This window comes from Microbacterium sp. MMO-35, from assembly GCF_037147555.1.
Taxonomy (GTDB): Bacteria; Actinomycetota; Actinomycetes; order Actinomycetales; family Microbacteriaceae; genus Microbacterium.
Window position 1 is genome coordinate 78,431 of the sequence record NZ_JBBCVH010000010.1, and the last position, 25,848, is coordinate 104,278.

The 25,848-nt window shown below is 66.3% G+C and carries 24 protein-coding genes; 15 read left to right on the top strand and 9 right to left on the bottom strand.

From position 1 onward, the window contains the following. Positions 1-7: 7 nt before the first annotated feature. Genes WFJ01_RS16805 through WFJ01_RS16820 form a run of 4 tightly spaced genes read left to right on the top strand, consistent with a single transcriptional unit; the run spans position 8 to position 4,033 of the window. The gene (locus WFJ01_RS16805) at positions 8-889 is read left to right on the top strand and encodes a carbohydrate ABC transporter permease (RefSeq protein ID WP_336629748.1); all 882 of its coding nucleotides are present in this window, start codon (positions 8-10) and stop codon (positions 887-889) included. Beyond that, positions 886-1,746: a carbohydrate ABC transporter permease gene (locus WFJ01_RS16810; protein WP_336629749.1), complete on the top strand. Its 861-nt coding sequence runs from the start codon at positions 886-888 to the stop codon at positions 1,744-1,746. Before WFJ01_RS16805 ends, WFJ01_RS16810 begins: the two co-directional genes overlap by 4 nt. Positions 1,747-1,750: 4 nt before the next feature. Then, positions 1,751-3,208, top strand: a complete 1,458-nt coding sequence (locus tag WFJ01_RS16815; RefSeq protein ID WP_336629750.1) for a family 43 glycosylhydrolase — start codon at positions 1,751-1,753, stop codon at positions 3,206-3,208. A gap of 30 nt (positions 3,209-3,238) precedes the next feature. Then, on the top strand, positions 3,239-4,033 hold the full coding sequence (locus tag WFJ01_RS16820) for an alpha/beta fold hydrolase (RefSeq protein ID WP_336629751.1): 795 nt from the start codon (positions 3,239-3,241) through the stop codon (positions 4,031-4,033). A 126-nt stretch (positions 4,034-4,159) separates the two neighbouring features. Here WFJ01_RS16820 and WFJ01_RS16825 read toward each other — a convergent pair whose 3' ends face one another. The 3 genes from WFJ01_RS16825 to WFJ01_RS16835 are packed head-to-tail and all read right to left on the bottom strand — an operon-like array spanning position 4,160 to position 8,120. Next, on the bottom strand, positions 4,160-6,316 hold the full coding sequence (locus WFJ01_RS16825) for a glycoside hydrolase family 2 protein (RefSeq protein ID WP_336629752.1): 2,157 nt from the start codon (positions 6,314-6,316) through the stop codon (positions 4,160-4,162). A gap of 32 nt (positions 6,317-6,348) precedes the next feature. Beyond that, entirely contained in the window at positions 6,349-7,185 is an 837-nt protein-coding gene (locus tag WFJ01_RS16830; protein WP_336629753.1) for a carbohydrate ABC transporter permease, read from the bottom strand. Positions 7,186-7,187: 2 nt separating this feature from the next. Further along, positions 7,188-8,120, bottom strand: coding sequence for a carbohydrate ABC transporter permease (locus tag WFJ01_RS16835; protein ID WP_336629754.1), 933 nt, complete (start codon positions 8,118-8,120; stop codon positions 7,188-7,190). Positions 8,121-8,227: 107 nt separating this feature from the next. On the opposite strand from WFJ01_RS16835, the gene WFJ01_RS16840 reads away from it, so the two are divergent. After that, positions 8,228-9,217 carry a LacI family DNA-binding transcriptional regulator gene (locus WFJ01_RS16840; RefSeq protein WP_336629755.1) on the top strand — a complete coding sequence of 330 codons (990 nt, stop codon included), beginning with the start codon at positions 8,228-8,230 and terminating at the stop codon, positions 9,215-9,217. A 53-nt stretch (positions 9,218-9,270) separates the two neighbouring features. Here the strand turns inward: WFJ01_RS16840 and WFJ01_RS16845 are convergent, their stop codons facing one another. After that, positions 9,271-10,728 (bottom strand): ABC transporter substrate-binding protein, encoded by a 1,458-nt coding sequence (locus tag WFJ01_RS16845; RefSeq protein ID WP_336629756.1) that lies wholly within the window; start codon positions 10,726-10,728, stop codon positions 9,271-9,273. Positions 10,729-11,006: 278 nt separating this feature from the next. Between WFJ01_RS16845 and WFJ01_RS16850 the strand changes: the two genes are divergently transcribed. The 3 genes from WFJ01_RS16850 to WFJ01_RS16860 all read left to right on the top strand — a co-directional run bounded on the left by WFJ01_RS16850 (position 11,007) and on the right by WFJ01_RS16860 (position 13,203). Continuing rightward, positions 11,007-11,255, top strand: a complete 249-nt coding sequence (locus tag WFJ01_RS16850; RefSeq protein ID WP_336629757.1) for a type II toxin-antitoxin system Phd/YefM family antitoxin — start codon at positions 11,007-11,009, stop codon at positions 11,253-11,255. A gap of 44 nt (positions 11,256-11,299) precedes the next feature. After that, positions 11,300-11,521 carry a PIN domain-containing protein gene (locus WFJ01_RS16855; protein WP_336629758.1) on the top strand — a complete coding sequence of 74 codons (222 nt, stop codon included), beginning with the start codon at positions 11,300-11,302 and terminating at the stop codon, positions 11,519-11,521. Positions 11,522-11,850: 329 nt separating this feature from the next. Continuing rightward, entirely contained in the window at positions 11,851-13,203 is a 1,353-nt protein-coding gene (locus WFJ01_RS16860; protein ID WP_336629759.1) for an APC family permease, read from the top strand. 16 nt (positions 13,204-13,219) lie between these two features. On the opposite strand, the gene WFJ01_RS16865 is transcribed toward WFJ01_RS16860, so the two are convergent. Next, positions 13,220-13,843 (bottom strand): TetR/AcrR family transcriptional regulator, encoded by a 624-nt coding sequence (locus tag WFJ01_RS16865; RefSeq protein ID WP_336629760.1) that lies wholly within the window; start codon positions 13,841-13,843, stop codon positions 13,220-13,222. A gap of 82 nt (positions 13,844-13,925) precedes the next feature. On the opposite strand from WFJ01_RS16865, the gene WFJ01_RS16870 reads away from it, so the two are divergent. Continuing rightward, the gene (locus WFJ01_RS16870; RefSeq protein WP_336629761.1) at positions 13,926-15,116 is read left to right on the top strand and encodes a serine hydrolase domain-containing protein; all 1,191 of its coding nucleotides are present in this window, start codon (positions 13,926-13,928) and stop codon (positions 15,114-15,116) included. A gap of 348 nt (positions 15,117-15,464) precedes the next feature. Here the strand turns inward: WFJ01_RS16870 and WFJ01_RS16875 are convergent, their stop codons facing one another. The 4 genes from WFJ01_RS16875 to WFJ01_RS16890 form a co-directional block, all read right to left on the bottom strand. Further along, on the bottom strand, positions 15,465-16,559 hold the full coding sequence (locus WFJ01_RS16875) for a nucleoside hydrolase (RefSeq protein WP_336629762.1): 1,095 nt from the start codon (positions 16,557-16,559) through the stop codon (positions 15,465-15,467). 23 nt (positions 16,560-16,582) lie between these two features. Next, positions 16,583-17,668, bottom strand: coding sequence for an ABC transporter substrate-binding protein (locus WFJ01_RS16880; RefSeq protein WP_336629763.1), 1,086 nt, complete (start codon positions 17,666-17,668; stop codon positions 16,583-16,585). Between the two features lie 67 nt (positions 17,669-17,735). Then, positions 17,736-19,319, bottom strand: coding sequence for an ABC transporter permease (locus tag WFJ01_RS16885; RefSeq protein WP_336629764.1), 1,584 nt, complete (start codon positions 19,317-19,319; stop codon positions 17,736-17,738). Next, positions 19,309-20,124 carry an ABC transporter ATP-binding protein gene (locus WFJ01_RS16890; RefSeq protein ID WP_336629765.1) on the bottom strand — a complete coding sequence of 272 codons (816 nt, stop codon included), beginning with the start codon at positions 20,122-20,124 and terminating at the stop codon, positions 19,309-19,311. The genes WFJ01_RS16885 and WFJ01_RS16890 overlap by 11 nt, the downstream gene beginning before the upstream one ends. A 162-nt stretch (positions 20,125-20,286) precedes the next feature. Between WFJ01_RS16890 and WFJ01_RS16895 the strand changes: the two genes are divergently transcribed. Genes WFJ01_RS16895 through WFJ01_RS16920 form a run of 6 tightly spaced genes read left to right on the top strand, consistent with a single transcriptional unit; the run spans position 20,287 to position 25,846 of the window. After that, positions 20,287-21,657, top strand: coding sequence for an amidohydrolase family protein (locus WFJ01_RS16895; RefSeq protein WP_336629766.1), 1,371 nt, complete (start codon positions 20,287-20,289; stop codon positions 21,655-21,657). Between the two features lie 27 nt (positions 21,658-21,684). Beyond that, complete coding sequence (locus WFJ01_RS16900; protein WP_336629767.1) at positions 21,685-22,167, top strand: bleomycin resistance protein; 483 nt, start codon at positions 21,685-21,687, stop codon at positions 22,165-22,167. Between the two features lie 11 nt (positions 22,168-22,178). Beyond that, a complete protein-coding gene (locus tag WFJ01_RS16905; RefSeq protein ID WP_336629768.1) occupies positions 22,179-23,333 on the top strand; it encodes a pyridoxal phosphate-dependent aminotransferase in 1,155 nt (384 codons plus the stop codon). Continuing rightward, positions 23,326-24,267: a cyclase family protein gene (locus WFJ01_RS16910; RefSeq protein ID WP_336629769.1), complete on the top strand. Its 942-nt coding sequence runs from the start codon at positions 23,326-23,328 to the stop codon at positions 24,265-24,267. The genes WFJ01_RS16905 and WFJ01_RS16910 overlap by 8 nt, the downstream gene beginning before the upstream one ends. A 17-nt stretch (positions 24,268-24,284) precedes the next feature. After that, a complete protein-coding gene (locus WFJ01_RS16915) occupies positions 24,285-25,181 on the top strand; it encodes a sugar kinase (RefSeq protein ID WP_336629770.1) in 897 nt (298 codons plus the stop codon). Further along, positions 25,178-25,846, top strand: a complete 669-nt coding sequence (locus tag WFJ01_RS16920) for a bifunctional 4-hydroxy-2-oxoglutarate aldolase/2-dehydro-3-deoxy-phosphogluconate aldolase (protein ID WP_336629771.1) — start codon at positions 25,178-25,180, stop codon at positions 25,844-25,846. The genes WFJ01_RS16915 and WFJ01_RS16920 overlap by 4 nt, the downstream gene beginning before the upstream one ends. Positions 25,847-25,848 lie beyond the last annotated feature (2 nt).

The window sequence follows — 25,848 nt, forward strand, 5'->3', positions numbered from 1 at the left end:
AACACACATGGACAATCTGTTCGCGCGGAAGCGGACGATCCTCTGGTTCCTGATTCCGGGCCTGCTGATCTACTTCTTCTCGGCCCTTGTCCCCATCGGGATGTCGGCCTACTACTCACTCCTGAAGTGGGACGGGCTGAGCGACCCGGCCTTCGTCGGGCTGGCGAACTATCTGCGGATGTTCCGCGATGCGGAGCTCGGCCAGGCCGTGCTGCGCACGCTGGTGATGACGGTGGGGGAGATGATCCTGATCGTCGGCGGTGGCCTGCTGCTGGCCTACCTGCTCACCCGCATCCACCGTTTCCGTCAGACGTTCATCGTCGTGTACTGCGTCCCGATCGTGATCTCGACCGCGGCGCTGGCGCAGATGTTCAAGCTGATCTTCTCCGTGCAGCCGACCGGTCTCGTCAACACCGTGCTGAGCTGGTTCGACCCGTCCTGGGCGCATTTGGAGTGGCTCACGAACCCGCAGACGTCGCTGGCCCTGGTGACCTTCGTGGACAGCTTCGCCAATATCCCGACCTACATGCTGATCCTGTATGCGGCGCTGCTGAACGTTCCGGACTCGCTGCGCGAGGCGGCCAAGATCGACGGAGCCGGGGCGGCGCGGACGTTCTGGTCGATCGAGATCCCCTACATCCGCCCCATCATCGGTACCGTCGCGTTCCTCGTCCTCAACCACGTGCTGCGCTCCTATGACATCCCCTGGCTGCTGACGTCAGGCGGGCCGATCAATTCGTCCGAGGTGCAGTCGATCTACATGTACAAGCAACTGTTCAACAGCCAGGACTACGGCTACGGCAGCGCGATCGCGATCCTCATCGTCGTGATGTGCCTCGTGTTCGGCTTCGTGGTTCGAGCCGCAACGGACCGGAAGTCCATCGCATGACGACGACACTCGCTCCCACGCCAGCAGTGCGCTACCGCGGCGCTCGAACCCGCAAGCGCCTGGCCACGGCGATCATCGGCATCATCGCGGTGCTCGCCCTCGCCGGTTTCGTGACCCCGCTCATCTACACGATGATCGGGAGCCTCCAGCCGCCTCTGGGCGATCAGAAGGCGGCCTTCCCCTACTTCCCCAACTATGCCGCGGTGTTCCAGGCCGGGTTCGGCGCATTCTTCGGCAACAGCCTGATCATCACGGTGATCACGGTGATCGCGACTGTGCTGCTGTCCGCCATGGTCGCGTACCCGCTCGCACAGGCGCAGTTCCGGGGACGTAAAGCGCTGGACTGGATCCTGACCCTCGGTCTCATGATCCCGTACCAGGTCGTGCTGCTGCCGTTGTTCCTGATCTATTCCCAGCTGCACATGCTCGACACGGTCTGGACTGTCATCATTCCGATGGTGGCGTTCGGGATGCCCTTCTCGGTCTTCCTGATGGTGCCGTTCTTCCGGGGCCTCGATCGCGGTGTGCTGGAGGCCGCGGTCATCGACGGTGCAGGGCCGACGCGCATCTTCTGGACGGTGGTGCTGCCGCTCTCGCGGAACATCCTCATCACGGTCGGCGTGCTGCGGGCGATCTTCGCCTGGAACGAGTATCTGTTCGCCTACACCTTCATCCGGTCGCAGGCGCGACAGACCCTGGTGCTCGGGCTCAACAACTTCATCGGATCCGAGGGCCTGATCAACTGGGGTCCGATGTTCGCCGCGATCACCGTCAGTGTGCTGCCCGCGCTGGTGGTCTACATGTTCTTGAACCGCTATCTCGTCGCCGGCCTGGCCGACGGCGCAACGAAGGAGTGACGCAGTGACAACAGTCGAGAGCCGAGTGGCGTCGGAGAACCAGCTGTTCTACCGGCCGGATGGGGGATGGGTCGGCGACCCGATGCCCTGCTATCACGAGGGCGAGTTCTACGTCTATTACCAGTGCGACCGCCGGCAGCCGGCGGCGTTCCCCGACGGGGAGCCCTTCGGATGGTCGCTGCTGAAGACGAGGGATCTGCTCAACGGCACGGATTTCGGCGAGGTGCTCGAGCGCGGTGCGCACGATGATCAGGAGCAGTGGCTCTATGCCGGATCCGTGATCCATGCGGACGACGCGTTCTGGGCGTTCTACACCGGGGCGAACCGCGACTTCGAGCACACGGAGACCCCGGCGGAGAAGATGATGATCGCGCGCAGCGCGGACGGCATCACCTGGGAGAAGCACCCCGAATACGGTTTCCATACTCCCGAAGGGTTCGACAAGGACTACTTCCGCGATCCTGTCGTGGTCTTCGACGAGGAACTGGCCGTCTACCGCATGCTGGTCGCGGGCAGGCACGGTGAGGGACCGCGGATCCGGCGGGGTTGCCTGCTGGAGTTCCGATCTGCGGATCTGATGCACTGGGAGTATCAGGGCGTGTTCTGGTCGCCGGACTTCCACCACCTGCTGCAGATGCCCGATCTGTTCCGGGTCGGGGACTGGTGGTACCTGCTCTACTCGGAGTACGACGACGAGCGCCGCACGCGCTACCGCATGGCGCGCAGCCTCGAGGGGCCGTGGCTCGCCCCGGCCGACGACAGCTTCGACGGGCGGGCGTTCTACGCGGCGCGGACCATCGAGGTGGAGGGACGGCGCCTGCTGTTCGGATGGAATCCGACGCGCAAGGACGGCGATGACCTCGGCGCCTGGATCTGGGGTGGGAATCTCGTGGTCCACGAGGTCGTGCAGCGCGCCGACGGCAGCCTCGGGGTCGCTGCGGCGCCGGTCCTCCAGGAGGCGTTCGACGGCCCGGCCGAAGAACGGGAGCCCGTTGAACTGGAGCGCGCCGACGGGTATGCGGAGGCGACGATCGTCGCCGAGTCATCAGAGTGCTTCCGGCTTGATATGACGGTGACGCCCGGCCCCGCCACCTACGCCTTCGGGATCAAGTTCTACGAGAGCAGTGAAGACGACCTCGGTTACGTCTATCACTTCAGCACGGGGGATCGCCAGGTCCGGTTCGATCTGATGCCCAACTACCCCTGGTTCCTGCTGCAGAACCGCGGCCTGTACCGGCCGGTGGATCTGACCGCTGGCGTCGAGCACACGATCTCGCTCGTCGTCGACGGCGACATCAGCGTGCTCTACGTCGACGACGTCGCGCTCAGCTCGCGGATGGGGCGCCGGCCGGGACAGGAGATCAAGCTCTATGTGAACGGCGGATCCGTGCGCGCGACGAACATCCGCTACTCGGGCACCCCGAGCCGGAAACTGGAAGTCTCCCTGCCCGAGCGCGGTTAGGCGTTGCCGGAGTGCGATGATGAAGCCCGCATGACTCACGGAACGGGGAAGAAGGTGCCTGAGGCTTCCGCGCAGCCGCTGCTCTCGTTCCGTGAAGCCGGTGACGGCGAGACGGTGGTCCTCCTGCACGGGTCGGGGCTATCGTCGGCGGTGTGGCGGGGAGGGGGGTACCTGAAACGGCTCGCCGATTTTCGGACCGTGGCGGTGGATCTGCGGGGCCACGGGCGCAGTTCGAAGCCGCCGAACGCGGGTGCCTATTCCGCCGCGGCGATGTCTGAGGACGTCGTCGCCGTGCTCGACGCGCTGCGGATCCCCGCGGCGCACGTGGTCGGGTACTCGCTGGGAGCCCGAGTGGGGTTCGCCCTCGCCGCGACCCGCCCCGAGCGGGTCCTCAGCTTCGTCACGTTGGCGGGCACTTTCGCGCTTCCGCCGGGGAGCGCTGACGCGTTCTTCTTCCCGGGATGCCGGGAGGCGCTCCGAACCGGCGACATGACCGGTTTCCTGGAGAGCTGGTCGCGCGTCCGCGGCGTCGTGCTGGACCCGGCCACCTCGCACGCGCTGCGACAGAACGATCCGGCCGCGTTCGGCGCCCTGCTGGAAGCGATCGACGACGACCCCGGCCTGACCGAGGCGGAGGTCGCGGGCATCATGGCGCCGACGCTCCTCGTCGCGGGCGATTCGGACGACCCCCGCTGGCAGGCGAGCCGACGCGCCCACGAGCTGATCACGGGGAGCGTGTTCGTGGAGCTCCCGGGCGTCGACCATATCGGCACGCTGCGCGATCGGCGTGCCCTGTCCGCGACGGAGGAATTCCTGCGTCGATAGCGGGAGCGTCCGAGCGGTTCATCGACCGCGGGTGACGTGCCGTGATCGCACCGAGCGCTCAGGCGACCATCGAGCGCCAGAGAGGGCAGGCGCCGTCAGCGCCTGCCCTCTCTGCCGTGAATCTCATCACCCGCCGTATACGCGCATGCCGAGTTCGTGGCTCATGCGATCGGGATGTCCCGGCACGTGAGCGGGGTGCCGGAACACGTCGTCGTAGCGGTTCGCCGCAACGAGGCGACCATCGCGTATGCAGCGCACCGCGAGGCGAACGTCGACGCGTGCACCGAGATCGGAGTCGAGGTCGAGGTCGCATACGCGCACGATCGCGTCCCCCGTCAGATCCGCCTCGGCCACGACATCCCGTGTCGTCCCGCCGTCGACCGTCACGGTGTACGAGACCTGCACCCCTCCGAAGTCCTCTTTCGTGTCGTTCACGAGAAGGATCCCCGTCGCCTCGAGTGCGGTCCGTTCCAGGATGACCGCGGTCGGCTGGTTGCTCTCGCGGAGGGCGCGCAGGCTCGGTTTGGGCATGCCCCACCAGTCGTACACGCCGTAGAAGCTCTGCGGCGAGAGATCGATGAACATGAACTGGATGTACCCCCAATTCGGGCGGCCTCGCTGAGCGCGGTAATGCTCTGTGTAGTACTTGATCAGACGGTACTGGTAGTCCTGGATGTCGGCGAGCTGGTCGAGCATGGGCCTGAGCCGATCGTAGATCCGGGGTTCCCGCCGGAGATTGATCGCAATGCCGGGGGCGTCGAACCCATATTCGGTGTTCAGCTTCTCCGTGCTGCCATCGATCACGGTGTAGTTGTCGGCTCCGCCCTCGAGGGAACCGAGATAGTTATGGCTGTCTCCGCTATTGGGGTCATCGAGGCAGAACGAGCCTTTGATCACCGGCCGGCTGGGATCGGCCGCGCGCACAGCCTTCAGCAGCGCGGGACCAGGGCTCACCGCCATCGCATCTCCTCCTGTGCGGTCGCCATCGAGGACGCCGGGCTCATTCAGGCAGATCCAGGTGACCACTGACGGGTGACGGTCGAGCTCGCGCACGGTTTCGAGGTAGATCCGGACCAGGCGTTCCGCCCAGGCCTCATCCGCGGGATGAGTCCAGTTGAACTCCGAGTCCTGCATGACGGCCAGCCCGAGTTCATCGCACAACTCGTAGAACACGCCTTGCTCGACGTGCACGTGGACCCGTACCAGGTTGAATCCCGCCTCGCGGACGGCGAGCAGATCGCGCAGGTAGCGCTCCCGGCTCATCGCCGACACATACACGTCGGGGAAGTAGGACGTTCCGCGCACGTACAGGGGCTGACCGTTGAGGACCAGCTGGGTCGTCTCGGGATCTCTGTCGATATCGATCGTGCGGAAGCCCGTCCGCACGACGCGGGACGTGCCGGCAGCGCTCACGATGATGTCGTACAGAGCAGGCTCACCGCGATCCCAGGTGTTCCACGGTGTGATGCCGGAGGCGGTCAGTTCCAGCTCAGCGTCGGCGGATCCGCCCAGATCGGAGAAGTCCTCGGCGGTGCTGCCGACTTCGTGCCCGGAACTCGCATCGCGCACCAAGACATGGATCCGGCCCGAGGTCGCGCCCGCTACGGGCACGGCGATACGGACTGTCACGGACCTGCCGGTACTGTCCAGATCGTAGGCGATCCGGGGGATGCCGATGGCCAGGCCGGTTTCGGCGTCCAGCGTGACCGTGCCATAGATTCCGACAGGGTTCACGTCGCGGGCGATCAGTCCGTCATCGTGCTCGTAGGTGCCCTTGACGAGATGACGCGTGATGCGGTGCGTGCGCGTCGCGGCATCGCCGCCGGCGATCACTTCGTCGTCCCAGGGGGACCATACCTTCACCAGCAGGGTGTTCGGCTCATCCTCGCGAACGATGTCGGTCACGTCGTAGGAGAAGGAAGATGAGTACCCCTCGTGCTCCCCGAGATACTGTCCGTTCAGCCAGACTCGTGCGTAGTAATCGACGTTGCTGAATCTGAGGGTGACCCGTTCGCCCGTTTCGATGAGGTCGAACCGCTTGCGATACCACCACGGCGCGTTGTTGAAGGAACGCAGTTCGCGCCCCCAGTACGGATGATCGCTCAGGGCGAGTTGCAGGTGCTCGAGGCGTTCCAGCGGTTGCCATTCGGACAGCTGCGGACCGACCTCGGTGTGGTCGAGCGCTCCGGACGGCAGCCCCAGCCGTTCTCCCGAGTCGTGCACGTCCTGCAGAAGATCCCAATGGGTGGAGAGATCCTGTATCACGTTGCTTTTGCCTTTCATCTTCTTGGGTGGGGTTGTGTGCGGGGGTCGGCTCATCCGCGCACCGCTCCCGCCGCCATGCCCTCGATCACGCGCCGGTTCAGCACGAAGTAAAGGATGAGCGTCGGGAGGATGGCGATCACGATCGCCGCATAGGTGGCGCCGAAATCCGTTTTCCCGTAGAGGCCGACGTAGTCGTTGAGCCCGACGGGCAGGGTCTTCATCGTCGCGGAATTCATGAAGGTGTTCGCGAAGACAAACTCGTTCCAGACGAAGATGAAGTTGTAGATGATGATCGTGACGGTCGTGTTGGTGGACAGCGGGAAGACCACCCGCGCAAAGATCCGCCAGGTGCTCGCGCCGTCCAGCTTCGCCGCCTCCATCAGGGAATCCGGGATGTACTTCATGAACCCGGTGTAGAGGAAGATGCAGATCGGAAGGTTGAAGCCCACCTGTGGCAGGACCAGCGCCCAATAGGTGTTGCGCAGCCCGAGTTCGTTGAATATCTGGAACATCGGCAGGAGCGCGACGAACACCGGGATCATGATCCCGAGCAGGAAGTACCCGAGAACGAGGCGAGATCCGCGGAACCGCAGCTTCTCGATGGCGAACGCAGCCGGCGCGCCGACCGCGATCGTGAGTCCGATGGTCAGAACGACGACGATCGTGCTGTTGAGGAGATAGCGTCCGAGGTCGGCCTTCGCGAATGCCGAGATGTAGTTGCCCACGTAGAACGAACTCGGCAGCGCAAAAGGTGCCTGGTCGGCGAGTTCACCAGGCGTCTTCAACGAAGACAGCAGCACCCATGCGATCGGATACACCTGAACAACGAGAAAGACAGCGATGATCGCGTACACGAGCCCTTTGGCGGCGAAACGCTTCCTGGTCATGATCAGTCCTCCCACCGGCGGAACACGCGCTGCAGGACGCCGATGATGACGAGGCATTCCACAGCGAGGAAGACCGCGATCGCGCTGCCATATCCGAAATCGGACGACGTGAAGATCGTCTTGTACAGGTACGTCGAGACGAGTTCGCTGGACGCACCCGGCCCTCCGCCCGTCATGATGTACGACACGTCGAAGCCCTTCAGCGTGCCACTGATCAGCATCACGATCGTGACGATGACCACGGCGCGGACGAGCGGGAATTTGATGTAGACGTACTGCTGCCACCAGTTCGCGCCGTCGATGGATGCAGCGTCGAGCACCTCCTGATCGACGGACATGAAGGCCGAGTAGTAGATCACCATGTAGATGGCCGCGTACTTGTATGCATCGACCAGCGTCACGATCAGCAGCGCCCATTGCGGATCCGAGAGGAAAGCTCGCTTCCACCCATCCAGGCCCACGGTTCCGAGCAGTGCGTTTATCACGCCTTCCGGCTGCACTGCGAGCAACTGGACGAAGATCTGCGAGATCGCCACCGAGGACACGACGCAAGGGATGAAGAACGCCGTCTTGATGATGTTGCGGAATGCGTCGATCGAGAGCAGCAGCATGGCCAGGACCATGCCGACCGTGATCTGGACGAAGGTGCCGACGAACGTGAAGAAGAGGTTGTTGAGGAACGCCTGGTGGAAGACGGCGTCGTTGAACAGCCGCATGTAGTTGTCGAAGCCGATGAACTTCGGCCGCCCCAGACCGCCCCACTGGAATGCGCTCAGAGACAGGGACCAGGCGATAGGTATGGTCACCATCGCCGTGAAGACGAGGAGCGCGGGCAGCGTGAAGAGCCAGGCGGTTATCCGGTCACGGATGGCCGGCGGGCGACTACGAGGGGGAGAAGCGGTGCGACGAGATGGCGGTGCGTAGGTTGTGGACATGGCTACTCTCTGATTGACAACGATGTCAATTATCATGATGTGATGAACTGTCTGTCATGTCAAGCGGAGATCTCGTGACGACCGGCCGGAACGGGTCACGGCCACGCATGCAGGACGTTGCCGCGCGAGCGGGTGTGGCGCTCAAGACGGTCTCGCGCGTGATCAACGGAGAGGCGAACGTCTCGGCCCGCATGGAAGCCCGAGTGCGCACGGCGATCGAAGAACTCGGATACGAGCCGGACGTCATCGCGGGGAACCTTCGCAGGCTCGACCGCCGGACCTTCTCGATCGGGCTGCTCGTCGGTTCGTCCGACAATCCGTTCTCCACCTCGCTCGCGCGTGCCGTCGAGATCGTCGCGTTCGATCATCAGACCGTCGTCCTCTCGTCCTCGTTGCATATGGATCCCTCGCGCGAACGCGAGGTGGTGAGCGCACTGCTCCGGCGGCGCATCGACGGGCTGCTTCTCACCACGGCGACGCACAGTCTCGATGTCGTCACGGCCGCACAGGAGCGCGGCTTGAGCATCGTGTACGTCGATGGCCCTGCCCTGGGTATCGAGGCGGATGCGGTCTTCAGCGACAACGCGGGTGGGGCGCGACTGGCGACGCGTCACCTGCTGGAAGGCGGACACCGCCGTATCGCCTATCTCGGCGCTCGCAAAGACGTGCACACGATCGCGGAGCGACGTGCGGGGTATCTCGCAGAACTGGCGTCATGGAACGTGGACGCGGATCCCGCCTTGATCATCGATGACGCAGACGAGGAGAGTGCGGAAACTGCTGCGCGGGCTCTCGTGGAGGCAGGGGCTCAGGCGATCTTCTGCGCGCAGAATCTGTGCACGATCGGCGCCGTGCGGGGGCTTCATGCCATCGAGGCGCAGCACCAGGTGGCAGTCGTCGCCTTCGACGACATCGAAACGGGTGACATTCTGGACCCTGGACTCACGGTCGTGCGGCAGGATCCCGCCGAGATGGGGCGTATCGCCGCCGAGAAGCTCTTTCAACGTGTGCACGGCCACACCGGAGTCGTCACGACCACAGTGCTGCCGGTTCGGCTCGTCACCCGCGGCTCCGGGGAGATCGCGCCGCAGAAATAGGGTGGGGTGGCCAGCAATCGCGCGGCCACCCCACCCCATCCCGGTCAGCGCGACTACTTGTTCTGCTGCTTGTACTGGGCGATCGAATCGTCCACAGCCTTGGTGAATCCGGCGACGTCCTGCTGCCCGAGAAGGAGATTCGTCGATTCGCGACCGAGCACGGAGTTCGTGTTGGGGTCGAGCTGGACATCCCAGACCTTCGCGAACGTCTTGACTCCCTCGATGTCCGACAGGACCTTCTTGTAGATCTGTGGCGTGGTGTCGTCCATGGTCGGCTTGATGGACGGGATGACGCCGAAATCGTGGAAGGCGACATCACCGTAGTGCGCGAAGAAGTACTTCAGGAATCCCTTCAGCTCCGGCGTCAGCGAATCCTTCAAGATGGCGGTCCCGATCCCGGAGTTCGCGAAGTAGTCCGTCGTCGGCGTCTTGTCGGACGATGACGCGGCCGGCATCGGGAAGTACGAGTACTGCGGCTTCAGTTCGCGCTTGTCGTCGAGGAAGGTCGGAAGCTCCCAGGTTCCCATGTAGTACATCGCAGCCTTGCCGGAGGTGAACAGATTCAATGCGGACGTGTAGTCCGACGTGCTGAACCCCTCCTGGAAGCAGCCTGACAGGCTCTTCAAGAAGTCGGCCGATTCGGTGCCGACGCTGCTGCTCATCGACTCCTTACCCGTCTTGAGGCCATCGATGAAGGAGTTGCCCGTGGCGCGGAAAGCAGGCATGGCGAGGTAACGGTAAAACGGCCAGAGGTCCTTGCCGTTGACGGAGATCGGCGTGACGCCGCTCGACTTGAGCTTGTCGCACGCGGCCGGGAAGTCGGACAATGTCTTCGGCGGTTCCACGCCGGCCTTGGTGAACAGGTCGGTGTTGTACCAGAAGTACTCGACGTTCGCGTTGAGGGTGATCAGGTTCAGACTGCCGTCATCCCACTTCGGATACGCGAGCGAGATGGGGAAGAATTTGTCCTTCACCCCGAGTTCGTCGTACAGTTTGCCGATGTCGACGACGGCACCCGTATCGACGATCTTCTTGAAGAACGGCTCAGGGTCCGCATCGAACATGTCGGGAAGCTCGTTGCTGGAGGCGAGGAGCCGGAGCTTCTGGTCATACGACGGACGATCCGCAGTCGCCTCGATCTCCAGCTTGAAGCCGGGGTGGTCCTTGCTGTAGTCGGCGGCGATCTTCTTCACCGCGGCGATCGTCGGCTCGCTCCCGTTGTGCGCGGTGAGCCAATGGATGACACCGTCCTTCTTCGGCTCGGAGCCCGACGAACAGCCTGCCAGGGCGACCGCGGAAATGATCACGGCGAGTGACGCCGCCAGGGCACGAGTCTTCTTGGTCTTCATTCTGTCCTCTTCGACGGGATGGGTGCGGGAGCGGTGGATGAACGCCCGCGGCGTGATTACCCGATGATCTTCGCGGAAATTGACAGCGTTGTCAATTGGGTCGAAGCGATTCGTAAGCGCGGACCTCGGCCCTGGCGCATGCACGGTGAACGTCTCGCTCACCCGGAAGTCCGGGTGCCCGAACCGTATTAAGGACACCCTCCCCGCCGTTCGTCGCTCAGACTCGCGACGCAGTGGGGCGGCGCGCTGGACAGTTGCACGAAACGGTTGCCGGCATCGCCCGGGGTGCGACATGCGATGGGGGATGTTCCCGAATGCGAGACCGCACGTCCGATCCGTGTATCCCCCGCCGACGCCGTCGCTTCGCCGATGCGTCAGGCGTTTGTGATACCGTGTGTACACAAAATTACGCAGCTGTACGCAGGAGGTGAGGAGTCGCGATGGGCGTGACCGTGGGCGTCCGTGAGTTCCGACAGGATCTTGCTGGCTACATCGACCAGGCCGAGCCCGTAACGGTGACTCGGCACGGGCAGGCAGTGGGCCTTTTCATTCCAGTGCGTCGGGACCGGAGGGCCGAGATCGCCGCATACTCCGAAGCAGCGGAGAAGGCTAGCGCACTCCTGGAGGAGCTCGGCATGACCGAGGACGAGGTGGTGGCGGAGTTCGACGCACTCCGCAGCGAGGCGTAGATCCCGCACCGCGCTTGGCGTCACTGGACAGGCTCCGTACTCTGGTGCAGGCGCTTCCCGTCGAGACGATCGTCCCTTTCCAGCCTGCTGCACTGGCTCGGATTGGCACACCCGATCCGATGGACTGGCCGATAGTCGCTGCTGCGCTTGCGCTGGATTGTCCGATCTGGACGGAAGGCAAGGACTTCTTCGGAGCGGGTGTCGCGACCTGGACCAGTGGACCGGTCGAGATCTACCTGCGAGGCAACCCGACGAGCGCCGGGTGAAGCGCTTGCGCAGTCGGTGAGAACGCCGCGGTCCGCGATGGTGATGGGGTGAGGCTCGGCAAAGGTTCCCGGCCGGATCTCGGCTATTCGGAGATTGGATTCGCGTCTACCGACTCTTGACCCATGGCTCGGTGCGTCCGGTGCGACTCCGGACGCCTGCGTCCGGACTTCGAAGGAAGTCCCCGGTAGACGGATCCGCTCTGCTATGCGATCATTCATTAAACAACGTTTAGTTAACCTTGAAAGGGCGGTGCCGTGAGCGCACACTCTGCGATGGGATCGAGGGCACAGGAGCATCGATCCATCCTTCCGGGACGGGACGGCTTGCGATGAGTCAGGCGACCCAGAACGTCACCTTGCAGCGGCGCCTGTCGCTGACGTCCATGATCGCGTTCGGGCTGATGTACATGTCGCCGTCCGTGGTCGTGAGCACCTTCGGCGTCATCTCGAGCGCATCGAAAGGCTCCGCGGCCGCGGCGTATGCGCTGGGAACGGCAGCGATGACGCTGACGGCGCTCAGTTACGCGAAGATGGCGAAGCGCCATCCGACCTCAGGATCCGTCTACAGCTATGCCCGTCGCGAGCTCGGCGCGCACGTCGGATTCATGTCCGGTTGGTCGCTCCTGCTCGACTATTTCTTCCTGCCGATGGTGGTGTGGCTGATCACCTCCCTCTACATGAACGTCATGCTGCCCCTCGTCCCGGTGTGGGGCTGGCTGATCATCAACGCGGCCGTGACCACCATCGTCAACGGAATCGGCGTCGTGCTGGCCGACCGCGTCAACAAGACCGGTCTGATCGTGTCACTTCTCGCCCTCGCCGCCCTGATCGTCGTGATCGTCAGCGCCATCCCCGGGGTGCCGCCGCAGAACGCGGTGCACGCGTTCTGGAGCCCCGAGACGTCGATCGGCGCCATCACCGCGGGTGCGGCGATCTCGGCGTACTCGTTCCTCGGGTTCGACGCGATCTCGACCATGACTGAGGAGGTGAAGGATCCGCAGCGCAACATCCCCCGTGCGATCGTCCTGAGCGTCATCATCGGCGGCGGCATCTTCACGGTGATGGCCCTGCTCATGCAGTGGGTCCACCCCGGTGGCTCGTTCACCAGCGAAGACACGGCCGGGTACGAGATCGCGGCGCAGACCGGGGGAGCGGTCTTCGCGAACGTATTCAACACTGTCACGATCATCGCCGGATACGCCACGTGCCTGTCCATTCAGGCCAGCACGAGCCGCCTCATGTACGTGATGGGGCGCGACGGCGTTCTGCCGAAGAGGATCTTCGGCCGGCTCAACCGTCGCTTCCGGACGCCCCTGATCAACCTGATCATCGTCGGATGCACGGCGCTGCTCGCGGCGAACCTCTCGCTGGCGACCGCGACGTCGTTCATCAACTTCGGCGCGTTCCTCGCTTTCACGGTCGTAAACATCTGCGTGATCGCCGCCTGGATCCGCCACCGCAGAACCGGCGATCCGCTGCCCGTCTTCGGCTGGCTCATCGTGCCGCTGGCCGGTGCGGTGATCGACGTCTACCTGCTCACTCAGCTCGGCACCGTGGCCCTCGTGATCGGCGTGTGCTGGTTCGCGCTCGGCCTGATCATGCTGACGATCCTCACGCGAGGATTCCGTCGTCAGCCACCCGAGATGGATCCGGAGAAGCAGGCCGATCTGGTCGATGCCTGAGTACGGATCGCTGCGGTCATGGCCGGTCGTCCCCGAGGCGACCGGCCTCCGCCGGGCCGAGCAGGGCCTCCGCGCGCCGCAGGATCGCTCGCTCCGCGTCCGCCGCGGACATGGTCCGGCACAGGACGTCGATCGTGTAGCCGTCCTCGAGCGCGATGAACTCGCGGGCGTGGAACTCGGGCGTCTCCGTGAGCAGGAACTCGCGGGCCTGCGCCCCCTCGCGCAGCACCCCCGAGTACAGGTCGATCTGCTCATCCAGGAACGCGCGCTGCAACTGTGCGACGTCCGGGTTGCGGAACGACGTGGGGAACAGCTCCATGAGCACGCGGGCGTACATCTCGCCGGCGCCGGGGGAGGGCACGCCGGAGCGGATACAGGCGACGAGCTTCGGCCACCATCCGGCCACCGCGTCGACCTCCTCGCGCCGCTGGCGGGCGTAGTAGAGGGTGCTCCGCTCGAACAGCGCGGCCAGCACTCCGGCCAGGTCGCCGTAGTAATAGAGGATCGAGGCGGGCGTCACCCCGACGCGGTCGGCCACGTCGCGCAGACGCACCTCGCCGGCACCGCGTTCGAACACGGCGAGAGCCGCCGCGTCGAGCACTTCTTCGCGGCGGCGGGCCTGATCCCGAGGTCGCACCATCGGATCCATCATCTCGCACGCCCGCGAAACACGATGACCACGGCGACCGGCGAGGTCGCCCGTTCGACGACAGGAACGCCCCATGCATGTCACTGATCGCTTCCCCCTCGAGACACCGGCTCGTGCCGCCGCAGACGCGAACCCGCCGCTGACGCTCGACACCTGGCGCGACCCGGCCCGCACGGTCCGGTCGTTTCGGGCCGCCCGCGAGTTCATCCCCTCCGCCCGGATCCGCGGCGCCCGGTCTTCGCTCGAGCTGCCCCGGATTCCTCGCGACGTCTCCGCCCTCGTCGTCGGCCCCGGCGGAGAGACGCTAGCGCAGTACCTGGACCGGACCCGCGCGGCCGGCATCCTCGTCGTGCACGACGGCGCCGTGGTGCACGAACGGCTTCTGCGCGGCTTCTCGGCGGACCAGGTGCACATGGCGTGGTCGGTCTCGAAGTCGATCGTCTCGTCGCTCGCCGGCATCCTTGTCGGGGACGGGTCCTTCGCCCCCGGTGACGGCGTCGCCGACCGGCTGCCGGAACTGCGCGGAACGGCGTGGGACGGCGTCATTATCCGAAACCTGCTGGACATGCGGGTCGGGCTGGCGTGGGACGAGAACGACGGCAGTGCTGACGTGCTCCCGTACGATCGCGCCTACCAGTGGGCGTCCCGCGTGGATGCGCCCGAGTCCGCGCTGGAGTACATGCGGGCGCTGCCCCGCGGCGCCGGCCCCGGCGGCGTCTTCGACTATCAGTCGATCGCGACCGACATGCTCGCTTGGGTGATCGAGGCGACGACAGGGCAGCGACTGCACGAGCTGCTGGCAGAGCGGCTGTGGATTCCGCTCGGCGCGTCCGACGCGGAGATCACCCTCGACTACTTCGGCAACCCCATGGCCGATGGCGGGATCTCCGCCGGCATCAACGATCTGGCGCTGTTCGGAGAGCTCTGGCGCTCCGGCGGCGCGAACCGGCGGGGGGAGCGTCTGATCCCGGCGGACTGGATCCATGACACGCTCACGCCGACCGCCGATCTCGAGGAGGCCTTCGCTCGATCGGGCAGACCCGACGGCCGTCCCGGCTCAGGACGCTATTACCGCAACAACTGGTGGGTGCTGGACGCCGCATCCGGGTTCTTCGCCGCCCGTGGTTTCCTTGGCCAGTCGATCCATGTCCACCGCGACGCCCGAGTCACGGTCGTGACCCTCAGCGCGTGGGAGCACCATGACACGGCGGCGGAAGCCGATGCGGAGCACGTGGCGCTGCGCATCGCCGACGAGCTGGGCTGACGCACCCGGAGAACCCGGCGAGGCCGTGAACCCCGACGAGACAAAACGAAACACTGTTACGTGAACTGGCCCGAGAGTGAACGAACCGTTCACGCGACGTTCCCGGCCGCGTCATCCTTGTCGGCCTACCATTGCATCGTCACCGGCATCATCCGGGCGACGGCGACGATCCGAGTAGATGCGGAGCAGCTTCCTCACCGCGGAAGGCAACAACTGAGGCGCGGTGATGGCCGCGGCCGGTCTCGCCTGCGTGCCGGCGCTGCTGAACTACGTGTTCCTGCAGCGCTGCGTTGTGGACGCGTTCGTGCGGTCGGGCCTGAAGTATCGGGGTGCGCCGGTCGGAGTGTCTCACCCCGGCTGGCGCGCGACATCGAGCCCGGCCGAGTCCGGCGTCGCCGGGGCGAGCCGGTCGATGAGCAGACGCTCCAGGCCCGCCACGTCCACCTCGAGCACGACGTTCTGCAGCTGCTCGCCGAGACCCGGCTGGTAGCCCGGGGCCCACGAGAGCGTGTTCCCGTAACCGGCGCCCGGGTCGCAGTCGACATCGATGTACATCTGCGCGGATGTGGTGATGAGGTCGGGCTGCAGCCAGATCGCGGAGGCGATCTCGTCCCACAGCGGCGTTCCGACATCCAGCCAGCTGAACGCGCGCCCGAGGGCTGTATCCGGCTTCGACAGGGCACCGCGCAGATCCGCCGTCAGCTCGGTGCCCGTCGACGGATCGATCGGGACCATGGTCATCTTCGGGAACGGCGACCGCATCACCATCCGAGCGGCCTCCGGATCCCATCTGACATTGAACTCCCGCCGGGGCGAGTGGGCGAACTCGCGAGCGAACTGGCCGGCGCGCGCTCCGGGTCTGCGCTGGCGCGGATTCAGGCTTCCGCCCATGTGGACGAGTTCCTTCACCCGGCTCGCGAAGCCCGAGTCGAGAGCTTGCGCGAGGGCGAGGGTCGTCATGGGTCCCGTCGCCAGGATCGTGATCTCCCCGGGATGGAGGCGCGTCTGCTCCAGCATGAACAACGCGGCGTGCTCGTCTCGCGCCGTGACGACGGTCGCGGGGCCGAGCGGATGGTCGGGGACATGATCGTGCGCGTGTGCATTCAGCTCGGGCTCGTCCGTGTGCTCGACCCGCTGGCGCGTCCAGGCGCCTTTCCAGACGAGCCTGCCGTGCGCTGCCTCCCACCGGAGGGTGGCCTCCTCGCTGTTGAGCAGCGGGAAGACGCTGCCGGCCAGGGCCGGGACATCGGTCCTGCCGGTGATCTCCAGCGCGCGGCAGACCCGGGCCAGGGCCGCATCCCGCCAGACGTTGCCGCTGATGGCGCTGAAGCCGAGAACTTCGACCTCGGGCGCCAGAAGGAGCAGAGCCTGAGCGAGATGCAGCCCCGAGACGTCGTCCTCAAGGATCACCTTCCGGCGGGAGCCGGCATCGTTCGTGGTCATCGGGATCCGCCTCTTCCGTGGACTCAGGACGAGCAGCCCAACTTCACCGGTGTCTTCAGGTCGGGCTGCTCCTTGTAGATCTCCTGCAGGAGGGAATTGTCGAACAGCTCGTCCTTCTTGACGTCCTTGATGCCGCTCTCGGTGATCGACGCCATGTTCTGGTCGATCTTGGTATCGCTCATCCAGAACAGGCCGTTCTTGTTGGTGTCGTCCGTGAGGAACAGATCCGAGGTGCGGCAGAGAATTGCCTCCTGGGTCGTGGCGTCCAGGCCGAGGTCCTTGCCGTACGTGTCCAGCGTGTACTTCGCCGCCTGCTTCGGGTCGGCCAGTGCATCGCGCCATCCGCGGATCTCGGCGACCAGGGCGGCCTTGATCTTGTCGCGGCTGTTCTTCAGAGCGTCGCGCGTCACCTCATAGCAGTACGTCATGTTGTGCAGGCCGAACTTCGCCACCAGGTCGCGCCGGTACTTGAAGCCGACATGGTCCAGCGCGAGGGTGTACTCTACGCCGAACGCCAGGATGGCATCGACCTCGTGGCCGACGAGGATGGTCGCATCTCCTTGCCAGGGAACGATGGTGACCTTGTACGGGTCGATGCCGTTGGTCTTGAGCACGGCGTCGATGACGGTGGTGTTGGCGTCCTGCACGCCGATGCGCTTGCCGATCAGATCCTTCGCGGTGGCGATGCCGGAGTCAGCCGCGGAGATGAATGCGATCGGGGTCTCCTGCATCTGGCAGCCGACCACGGTGAGGGGCGTGCCGGCCTTGTAGGCCGCGGCGGCATAGTCGGGGCCGTCCATGCCGTAGAGCGCGTTGCCCTGGATGACATCACTGGCGACGGTCGGCGCGGCCTGCCCTCCGGAGATCAGATTCACCGAGGAGAAGCCGGCGTCCTTGTAGTAACCCTTCTGGTCGGCGAAGTACATGCCGGACGACATGACGTCCTTCTGCCAGCCCAGGCGGACATTGAGCTGTCCGAAGCCCTTCTCGCTGCCTCCGCTGGCGCCTGCACCGCCGCCGGAATCGGACGAGCAGGCGGCGATGCTTCCGGTGAGGGCCGCGACGACCATGAGCGATATCGTCGCTCGGCGAATGCGGGTGAGGTTCATGATGTCCGTCCTTGTCTTGGTGAGCCAGCAGGGTGTTGTTTGTCGGGTGTCGGGATATGCGGAAGGATCAGGTGAGGTGGCGCGCACGCCGGTAGAGCACGTCGGCGATGTCCACCACGGTGTAGAGCAGCACCGAGACGACGGTGGCCACGACCACGCCCGCCCACAGTGCGCCGAACTCGAAGCGCGAGATGCTGCTGATCAGCGTCGCCCCGAGTCCGCGGCCGGTGGCGAGCCACTCGGCGATCAGGGCGCCCATCAGCGCGTTGGGCAGCGTGATCCGCAGCGCGCTGAAGATGTAGGGGATCGAGGCCGGCAGCGTCACGTACCAGGCCGAGGCCGCCCGGCCCCCGCCGAACGCCTCGACGATCTCGCGAAGTGCCCGGGGTGTGACCCGCATCCCCTCCAGGATGACGAGGAAGGCGGGGAAGAACACCACGATGCCCACGAGTGTCGTGACCGCGACATAGTCGCGTCCGATGGCGATGAACATCAGCGGCGCGATGGCGACCAGAGGTGTCGCGCGCAGGATGATCGCCGAGGGCACGAACAGGTCGGCGAACCAGCCTGCCCGCGCAGCCAGCAGGGCGCACACGATCGCGAGGACCATGCCCACGACGAAGCCGCCGGTCATGTCGCCCAGCGTGATGGCGAGATCGCGCGCGATCGCGGCTCGAGCGGCGGCCGCGCCCGGGCCGGCGAACAGATACTGGACCACGTCGACCGGGGTCTTGCCGATGCTCGGATTGATCCCTGCGATCTTGAGGCCGGCCCACCAGATTCCGGTCAGCAGGACTGCGGAGCCGACGATACCGAAGACGTTCACCCACAGCCGCGGATCGGGCAGACCCAGGCCGGGCTGGAAATCCTTCGCCCAGCGCAGCACGCGCCGGCCGATCAGAGCGACCACGAAGTAGCCGACGCAGGAGACGACGATCATCACGAGGATGATCCCCCACGCGCGCGGGATCTGCAGCTCCTTCTGCGCACGCACCAGCACGACGCCCAGCCCGCTGTCGACCCTGCCGAGGTACTCGCCGAAGATCGCGCCGAGCAATGCTGCGGGGACTGCCATCTTGAGCGCGCTGAAGAGGCTGGGCAGGGCGAACCAGGCCCGCACGAACCGCAGTCGCTGCCAGGGGGTGCCGCCCCGCGACTCCACGATCGCGAGGACATTGCGATCCGACATGCCGAGGCCATCGGCGACCGAGCTCAGGGTGAGGAAGAGCACCGCGGTCGCAGACAGGATGATCATCGGCGTGCGGCCGGGGAAGGCGGTCACCAGGATGGGACCGACGGCGACGATCGGGACGCTGTACGCGAACAGTGCCACCTGGGAGAGGAAGGGCCGGATCGCGGGAAGGACGGCGGTGATCGCGCCGAGCGCGAGGGCGATGAGATTGCCCCAGAGATAGCCCTGCGCCGCTTCGCCGAGCGTCGACAGCAGGTTGGGCTGGTAGAAGGCCCAGCCGTCGGAGAAGAGCCTGCCGAAGACGGCGAGCGGAGCCGGCACCACGCCGCCGCGCTGCTGATAGGCCAGCGATATCAGCCACCAGATCGCCAGGATGCCGACGAAGACGCTGACATAGCGCACCAGCTGTGCGGTCGGCACGCGGCGACGGCGGACGGACAGGAGGGCTTCAGTGCTCATCCGCGGCCTCGCTGGTGGCTCCGGCGCCGACGAAGAGCTTCGCGGTGATGTCGTCGACGAGCCGGTGGAACTCGGGGGAGCGGGTGACCTCGGCCGTGCGCGGACGGGGGATCCGGATGTCGTACACCGTGTCGATCGTGCCGGGCCTGCCGGTCATCACGATGACCCGGTCCGAGAGCAAGACCGCTTCCGGGATCGAGTGGGTGACCATGAGCGTGGTCGGCTGCGAGGCCATCCAGATCCGCTGCAGTTCGAAGTTCATCCGCTGGCGCGTCACGTCGTCCAAGGCGCCGAAGGGCTCATCGAGCAGCATCACCTCGGGGTCGCGGGCCAGCGCGCGAGCGATATTGGCGCGCTGGCGCATGCCCCCGGAGAGCTGGCTCGGATAGGCGTTCGCGAACGCGTCCAGCCCGACCAGTTCGAGCAACCCGTCCACCTCGGCCGTGTTCACGCGCTCGCCGGCGATCTGGTACGGAAGGGAAAGGTTCTTGCGGACGGTGCGCCACGGCATCATCGCCGAATCCTGGAAGGCGACGCCGATACGGTGCTGCAGGCGAAGGACATCGGGGCTTTCGCCATGGATGGCGGCCTCACCGGTGTAGTCGGTCTCCAGGCCCCCCAGGATCCGCAGCACCGTCGACTTCCCGCAGCCGGAGGGGCCGATGAGGGAGAGGAATTCCCCCCGGTGCATCTCGAAGGTCACATCCGTGAGCGCGGTCACGGTGCCGGTGCCCGTGCGGAAGACCTTCTGCAGGTCTGCGACGCGCAGCCCTGCCTGTTGGGCCGGTGGGGTCTCGATCGTCATCCTCATCCTCCGAAGTATGCCGTGATGCTTGATATTATGGTAGCTTTTTCAATCAGTTCACGGAATAGGGTTTCGTTACGTTCCTGTAAACACTGGATTTCGGGAAGCTTTGAACGAAGAAGGCCGCTATAGTCGGACCCACCGACCGAATCTGGAGGGCACGTGAGCACTATCCCGACACGCATCGACCTCATCGTCCGCCGTGCGTACGTCGTCAGTTTCGATGACGACGGCGCGATCTGGGAGTCCGGTTCCATCGCCATCCATGCGGGGAGCATCGTCGCGGTCGGCGACAGCAGCGTCATCGACGCCGGATATGTCGCCGATCGCGTCATCGACGGCGACGGCCTGCTCGCGATGCCTGGGCTCGTCGATGCGCACATGCATGTGGCCCAGACCATGATGAAGGGCCTGTTCGCCGAGCTCATCCGGCAGGGCCGCATCCGCCAGCCGGTGTGGCGGCAATACCTGATCCCGTTCGAGTCCTATCTCAGCGGTGACGACATGCATCTGTCGACGCAACTGGCCGCTGCGGCGATGCTGCAGCACGGCACGACGACGTTCTTCGACGCCGGGGGACCGCACCCGCATCAGGCGGCACTCGCCGCCGATACGGCGGGAATCCGCGCGATCGTGTCGCGCTCGACGGTCGACGACAGCCACGACATCCCCGAGTCGATGCGCCTGACCACCGACCAGGCGGTCGAGGAGAACATCGCCCTCGTCGAGCAGTGGCCCGCCGGAGGCCGGGTCTCCGCGGCGATGGCCCTGCGCCAGATCATGAACTGCACGCCCGAGCTCATCACGCGGATCCATGCGGCCGCGGGCGAACGCGGGGTGAAGGTGCATACGCATCTTCTCGAGGGCATGGATGAGATCGACTACGCCGTGCAGCGCTACGGCAAGCGCCCGGTCGAGTTCCTCATCGACCTCGGGGTGTTCGATCACACGCTGCACTGTGCGCACTCCGTGTACGCGACGCCGTGGGACATCGAGCAGTTCCGCCAGCGCGGGGTGAGCGTGGCGCACTGCGGCAACAACTACGGCTTCGGCGTGCCGCGGGCCCTGGAGTACTGGCGCTCGGGGGTTCCCCTCGGGCTCGGCACCGACGGCGCCGCCACGAGCGAGGGCACTCTGGACCTGTTCCGCATCGCCCTGCGAGTGGCCACCGGCCAGCAGCACATCTACGGCGTGCCGGTGCACGAGCCCTGGGCGCTCGACCCCGACGAGACCCTTCGGATGGCGACCCGCGGCGGCGCTCGGGCGCTCGGCATGGACGGGCGCATCGGGCAGCTCACCGCGGGGGCGAAGGCCGACATCGTGCTGCTGCGCCTGGACGGACCGGACGCCTCCGTGTCGGTCACGCCGTTCTCGTTCCTGGCGCACGGCGCCACCGGACATGACGTCGACACCGTGATCGTGGACGGCGACGTGGTGGTGCGGGCGGGCGAGGTACTGACGATGGATGTCGAACGGATCCGCGCGGACGGCGCGGTCCGCCAGCGCGAGCTGGTCGCCGAATTCACGTCCTGACAAGAGAACGAGAGAGCGAGAAGACACATGAGCGAGACCATCCCCTTCGACGTCGACGGCTGCCGGTCGCATCTGGTACCCGAGCTGATGGTGCTGGACATGGCGGCATCCCGGCGATTCTGGGTCGATCTGCTGGGTTTCGAGATCGTGATGCGGCGTGAGGCGCACGACTACCTGCGCCTCGGCGACGCCGAGATCATGATCGGCCAGGCCACCCGGCACTGGAGCACGGGGCCGTTCGAGCTCCCGTTCGGCCGTGGCATCAACTTCAAGGTCTTCATCGAGGATCCACAGGAACTGCGCGATCGGATCGCCGCGTCCGGATGGCCGATCTTCGAGGACATGACCGAGGAGTGGCCGGTGCAGAACGGCGTCTCCCGCGGTTACCGGCAGTTCCTCGTGCAGGATCCGGACGGCTACCTGGTGCGGTTCGCGAAGAAGCTCGGGGTGCATGCCGCCGAGGAAGAGACCGAGCCGCCCGCCGACGGCGTCTACACCGTCGACAACTGAGAGAGACCGACATGCAGATCGCCCCCGCGCCGCGCAGTATGCCGCGCTCCGGGATCCGGGAGATCGGCGAGATCGCCGCAGCGACCCCCGGCGTGATCCGGCTGGAGATCGGCGAGCCCGACGCCGACACCCCCGCGCACATCATCGAGGCGGCGGATCGCGCCGCTCGTGCCGGGCGCACCCACTACTCTCCCAACGCGGGAATCGCCGGGCTCCGCGAGGCGCTCGCCGAGAAGATGCACGCGGTGAACGGCGTGACCGCCGACCCGGGGCGGATCGTCGTGACGAACGGCGCCGTCAATGCGATCTTCAACACGCTCGCGGCGATCATCACGGCGGGAGACGAGGTGCTCGTGCCGGATCCCGGATGGCCGAACTACCGGATGATGATCGCCCTGCTCGGCGGCCGGTCGATTCCGTTCGCGGTGCCCGCGGAAGGCACGCCGCTGGATCTGGACGCCCTCTCCGCGCGGACGTCGTCGCGCACCAAGGCGATCATCGTCAACTCGCCCTCCAACCCCACCGGCGGGCTGATCGACTCGTCGGCGCTCCGGGACCTCTACGTCTTCGCGGAGAGGCACGACCTGTGGATCATCGCGGACGACGTGTACGACCAGATCGTCTTCGACTCTGCCCCGTACTCGGTGGGCTCGGTGGAGGACGCCCCTGCGCGCGTCATCACCGTTGGATCGTTCTCGAAGACATACGCGATGACCGGTTGGCGGGTGGGATACCTTGCTGCTCCGCCATCACTGGCAGAGGTGATCGCCAAGATCCAGGAGCCGGTCGTGTCCTGCGTGAACACGCCGGCGCAATTCGGTGCGCTCGCTGCCCTGGAAGGCCCGCAGGACTTCGTGCGCACCTCGGTAGCGACCTACCGGCATCGGGCTTCGATCGCCACCGGACTGCTCCGGGGCGCTGGGGTGGCATATCTCCCGCCACGAGGAGGCTTTTATCTGTGGGTCAGCACCGGTGACGCGCCGGGTGCGGATGTCGCCCGCGCGCTCGTGCGCGACCACGGGGTCGCCGTGGCACCGGGCGCCACGTTCGGCGACTCGGGACGGCACGCCGTGCGGATTGCGCTCGCCAACACCGACGACCGGATCCGCGAAGGCATCGACCGCATTCTCGCCAGCGGCCTGATCACGGGGCGGACCGATGCCTGAGGAGCTCTACACGACCGCGCCACGCGAGTGGGGGCGCTGGGGAGCGGGCGACGAGGTGGGCCGGGCGAACCTGCTGACCGCGGCGCGCGTCGTCGATGCCGCTCGCTGCATCCGCACCGGACGTCGCTTCTCGCTCGCTCTACCGGTCAACGCCGACGGCAGCGACCCGGCCCTGCCGGGCCGGCCCGCCACCGAGCACCGCATGCTGCGCGATCACCAGAGCTACCTGACCGGTGAAGCGGTCGACGCGCGAGGCGGTGGTCGTTCGACCGATGACTGGATCGGCCTCGCCTGTCACGGCACCACGCACCTCGACGCGCTGGGGCACGCGTACACGGGCGACGAACTGTGGAACGGCCATCCGGCGACCTCCACCATCGGCGGCCTGCGGTACGCCGACGCCGCCGCGCTCGCCCGCTTCGGCATCGTCGGGCGGGCCCTGCTCGCCGACCTCCCGCGATGGCGCGGCACGGAGCGCGTCCCCCGGGGCGAGCAGATCACGATCGGCGAGGTCGGTGCCGCGCTCGATGCCGGCGGCGTCCACGCGCGCCCCGGCGACACGATCCTCATCCGCACAGGGACGGCGCCGCAGTTCGCCGCAGATCGCGGGCCGGATGGGTCCTGGCCGGAGGACGAGCCCGGGCTGACCTATGAGCCCGAGCTGATCGCATTCGTCCGCGATCTCGACATCGCCGGTCTCGGCACCGACACCCTGTGCAACGAACAGGCCCACTCCGCCACCGTCGATGCGGAATTCCCGCTGCACGTGCTGCTGCAGCGCAATCTCGGCGTGCTCTTCCACGAAGCGCTCTGGCTGGAGGACTGGGCGGACGACTGCGCCGCTGATGGCGTGTACGAAGCCTTCTACGTCGCGGCGCCTTTGCGGATCCGGCACGCCAGCGGCGGGCCGATGAACCCGATCGTGATCAAGTAGCGGCGCGGGGCAAGACGATGGGAACGATCCTCACCGCGGGCGAGACGATGGCGATGCTCACGCCGCGCACCGCGCAGCCGGTGCTGGAGGCGCAGGAGTTCCGGCTGGAGGCCGGTGGCGCCGAGTCGAACGTGGCCGTCCATGTGGCGGCACTGGGTCATCACGCGCACTGGTTCAGCAGGCTCGGGGCGGACGAACTCGGAACGCGGATCCTCCACCAGCTCGCACGCAACGGCGTCATCGTGGACCACGTTGTCCTCGATGCTGTGCGCCCGACGGGGCTGTACGTGAAGTCCCCGGGCATCGGCGTCTCATACTACCGGCGCGGATCGGCCGCGTCCGCGCTCGATGCCAAGGACGTGGAGAGCATGCCTCTCACCGCGGCGGATGTGGTGCACGTCTCGGGCATCACGGCCGCGCTGTCGGCGTCGGCGCGGGCGTTCCTGGACGCGGTGTTCACCCGGGCGCGGTCGGAGGGGATCCCGATCAGCTTCGACGTGAACTACCGTGCGCCCCTGTGGCCCGTGTCCGACGCGGCGCCGGTGCTACGGGCGCTCGCCGAGCGCGCGGACATTGTCTTCGTCGGGCGGGATGAGGCCGAGACCCTGTGGGGATGCTTCACGGCGGACGAGGTGCACGAGCTCCTTCCAGATGTACCCGAGCTCGTCGTCAAGGACGGATCCGTCGGCGCCTGGAGCACGGTGCGCGGGCAGAGCGTGTTCATCTCTTCGCACCGGGTAGAGGTGGTCGAGCCCGTCGGGGCCGGCGATGCCTTCTCCGGCGGCTACCTTGCCGCACTGCTCGACGGCGCGTCGGTCGCCGACCGCCTGCGGGCCGGGCACGATCGTGCCGCGCTCGTCCTGGGCACGACGGCCGACTTCATCGAGGAGAGAACCGAGAGGACGAAGACATGACCGCTCACGCCGCCGAGTTCGAGGAGATCTTCGCCGGACCGCCGCTCATGGCGATCCTGCGGGGGATGGGGGTGGAGAAGTCCCTCACCGTCGCGGAGACGGCTTGGAGCCTGGGGATCGCGTCGGTCGAGGTGCCGCTGCAGACGCCCGAGGACGAGGTCGCCCTGCGGGAGGTCGCCGCGCGGGGGCGCGAGCGCGGAAAATCCGTCGGGGCGGGCACCATCGTCGCCGCCGAGCAAGTGGATCGCGCCGTGGCGGCCGGAGCGTCCTACCTCGTCTCGCCGGGATTCGATCCCGCACTCGCGCGCCTCGCGGCCGATCGCGGCGTGCCTCTTCTGCCCGGTGTCGCCACGCCCACCGAAGTGCAGCTCGCGCTCGCGCACGGGGTGAGCTGGCTGAAGGCCTTTCCGGCACGCTGGCTCGGATGTGAATGGTTCTCGCTCATCCGGGGCCCGTTCCCCCAGGTCCGCTTCGTCGCTACGGGAGGCCTGGACGCCGGCAACGTCGGCGCCTTCCTGGATGCAGGGGTGCGCGTCGCCGCCGTGGGCTCGGCGCTGGAGGATCCGCGTCAGCTGCCGGCGCTCGCCGCCCTGATCGAGCAACGCGCTCCTCGCGTGCCCGGCGGCCAGCGGACGGATCCGGCCCCTGGCGACCAGGGAGAATAGGG

Coding starts and splice junctions, on each gene's coding strand:
- WFJ01_RS16805 (WP_336629748.1), top strand. CDS start 8: ATGGACAATCTGTTCGCGCGGAAGCGGACGATCCTCTGGTTCCTGATT.
- WFJ01_RS16810 (WP_336629749.1), top strand. CDS start 886: ATGACGACGACACTCGCTCCCACGCCAGCAGTGCGCTACCGCGGCGCT.
- WFJ01_RS16820 (WP_336629751.1), top strand. CDS start 3,239: ATGACTCACGGAACGGGGAAGAAGGTGCCTGAGGCTTCCGCGCAGCCG.
- WFJ01_RS16825 (WP_336629752.1), bottom strand. CDS start 6,316: ATGAAAGGCAAAAGCAACGTGATACAGGATCTCTCCACCCATTGGGAT.
- WFJ01_RS16830 (WP_336629753.1), bottom strand. CDS start 7,185: ATGACCAGGAAGCGTTTCGCCGCCAAAGGGCTCGTGTACGCGATCATC.
- WFJ01_RS16835 (WP_336629754.1), bottom strand. CDS start 8,120: ATGTCCACAACCTACGCACCGCCATCTCGTCGCACCGCTTCTCCCCCT.
- WFJ01_RS16840 (WP_336629755.1), top strand. CDS start 8,228: ATGCAGGACGTTGCCGCGCGAGCGGGTGTGGCGCTCAAGACGGTCTCG.
- WFJ01_RS16850 (WP_336629757.1), top strand. CDS start 11,007: ATGGGCGTGACCGTGGGCGTCCGTGAGTTCCGACAGGATCTTGCTGGC.
- WFJ01_RS16860 (WP_336629759.1), top strand. CDS start 11,851: ATGAGTCAGGCGACCCAGAACGTCACCTTGCAGCGGCGCCTGTCGCTG.
- WFJ01_RS16865 (WP_336629760.1), bottom strand. CDS start 13,843: ATGGTGCGACCTCGGGATCAGGCCCGCCGCCGCGAAGAAGTGCTCGAC.
- WFJ01_RS16870 (WP_336629761.1), top strand. CDS start 13,926: ATGCATGTCACTGATCGCTTCCCCCTCGAGACACCGGCTCGTGCCGCC.
- WFJ01_RS16875 (WP_336629762.1), bottom strand. CDS start 16,559: ATGACCACGAACGATGCCGGCTCCCGCCGGAAGGTGATCCTTGAGGAC.
- WFJ01_RS16880 (WP_336629763.1), bottom strand. CDS start 17,668: ATGAACCTCACCCGCATTCGCCGAGCGACGATATCGCTCATGGTCGTC.
- WFJ01_RS16885 (WP_336629764.1), bottom strand. CDS start 19,319: ATGAGCACTGAAGCCCTCCTGTCCGTCCGCCGTCGCCGCGTGCCGACC.
- WFJ01_RS16890 (WP_336629765.1), bottom strand. CDS start 20,124: ATGACGATCGAGACCCCACCGGCCCAACAGGCAGGGCTGCGCGTCGCA.
- WFJ01_RS16900 (WP_336629767.1), top strand. CDS start 21,685: ATGAGCGAGACCATCCCCTTCGACGTCGACGGCTGCCGGTCGCATCTG.
- WFJ01_RS16905 (WP_336629768.1), top strand. CDS start 22,179: ATGCAGATCGCCCCCGCGCCGCGCAGTATGCCGCGCTCCGGGATCCGG.
- WFJ01_RS16910 (WP_336629769.1), top strand. CDS start 23,326: ATGCCTGAGGAGCTCTACACGACCGCGCCACGCGAGTGGGGGCGCTGG.
- WFJ01_RS16915 (WP_336629770.1), top strand. CDS start 24,285: ATGGGAACGATCCTCACCGCGGGCGAGACGATGGCGATGCTCACGCCG.
- WFJ01_RS16920 (WP_336629771.1), top strand. CDS start 25,178: ATGACCGCTCACGCCGCCGAGTTCGAGGAGATCTTCGCCGGACCGCCG.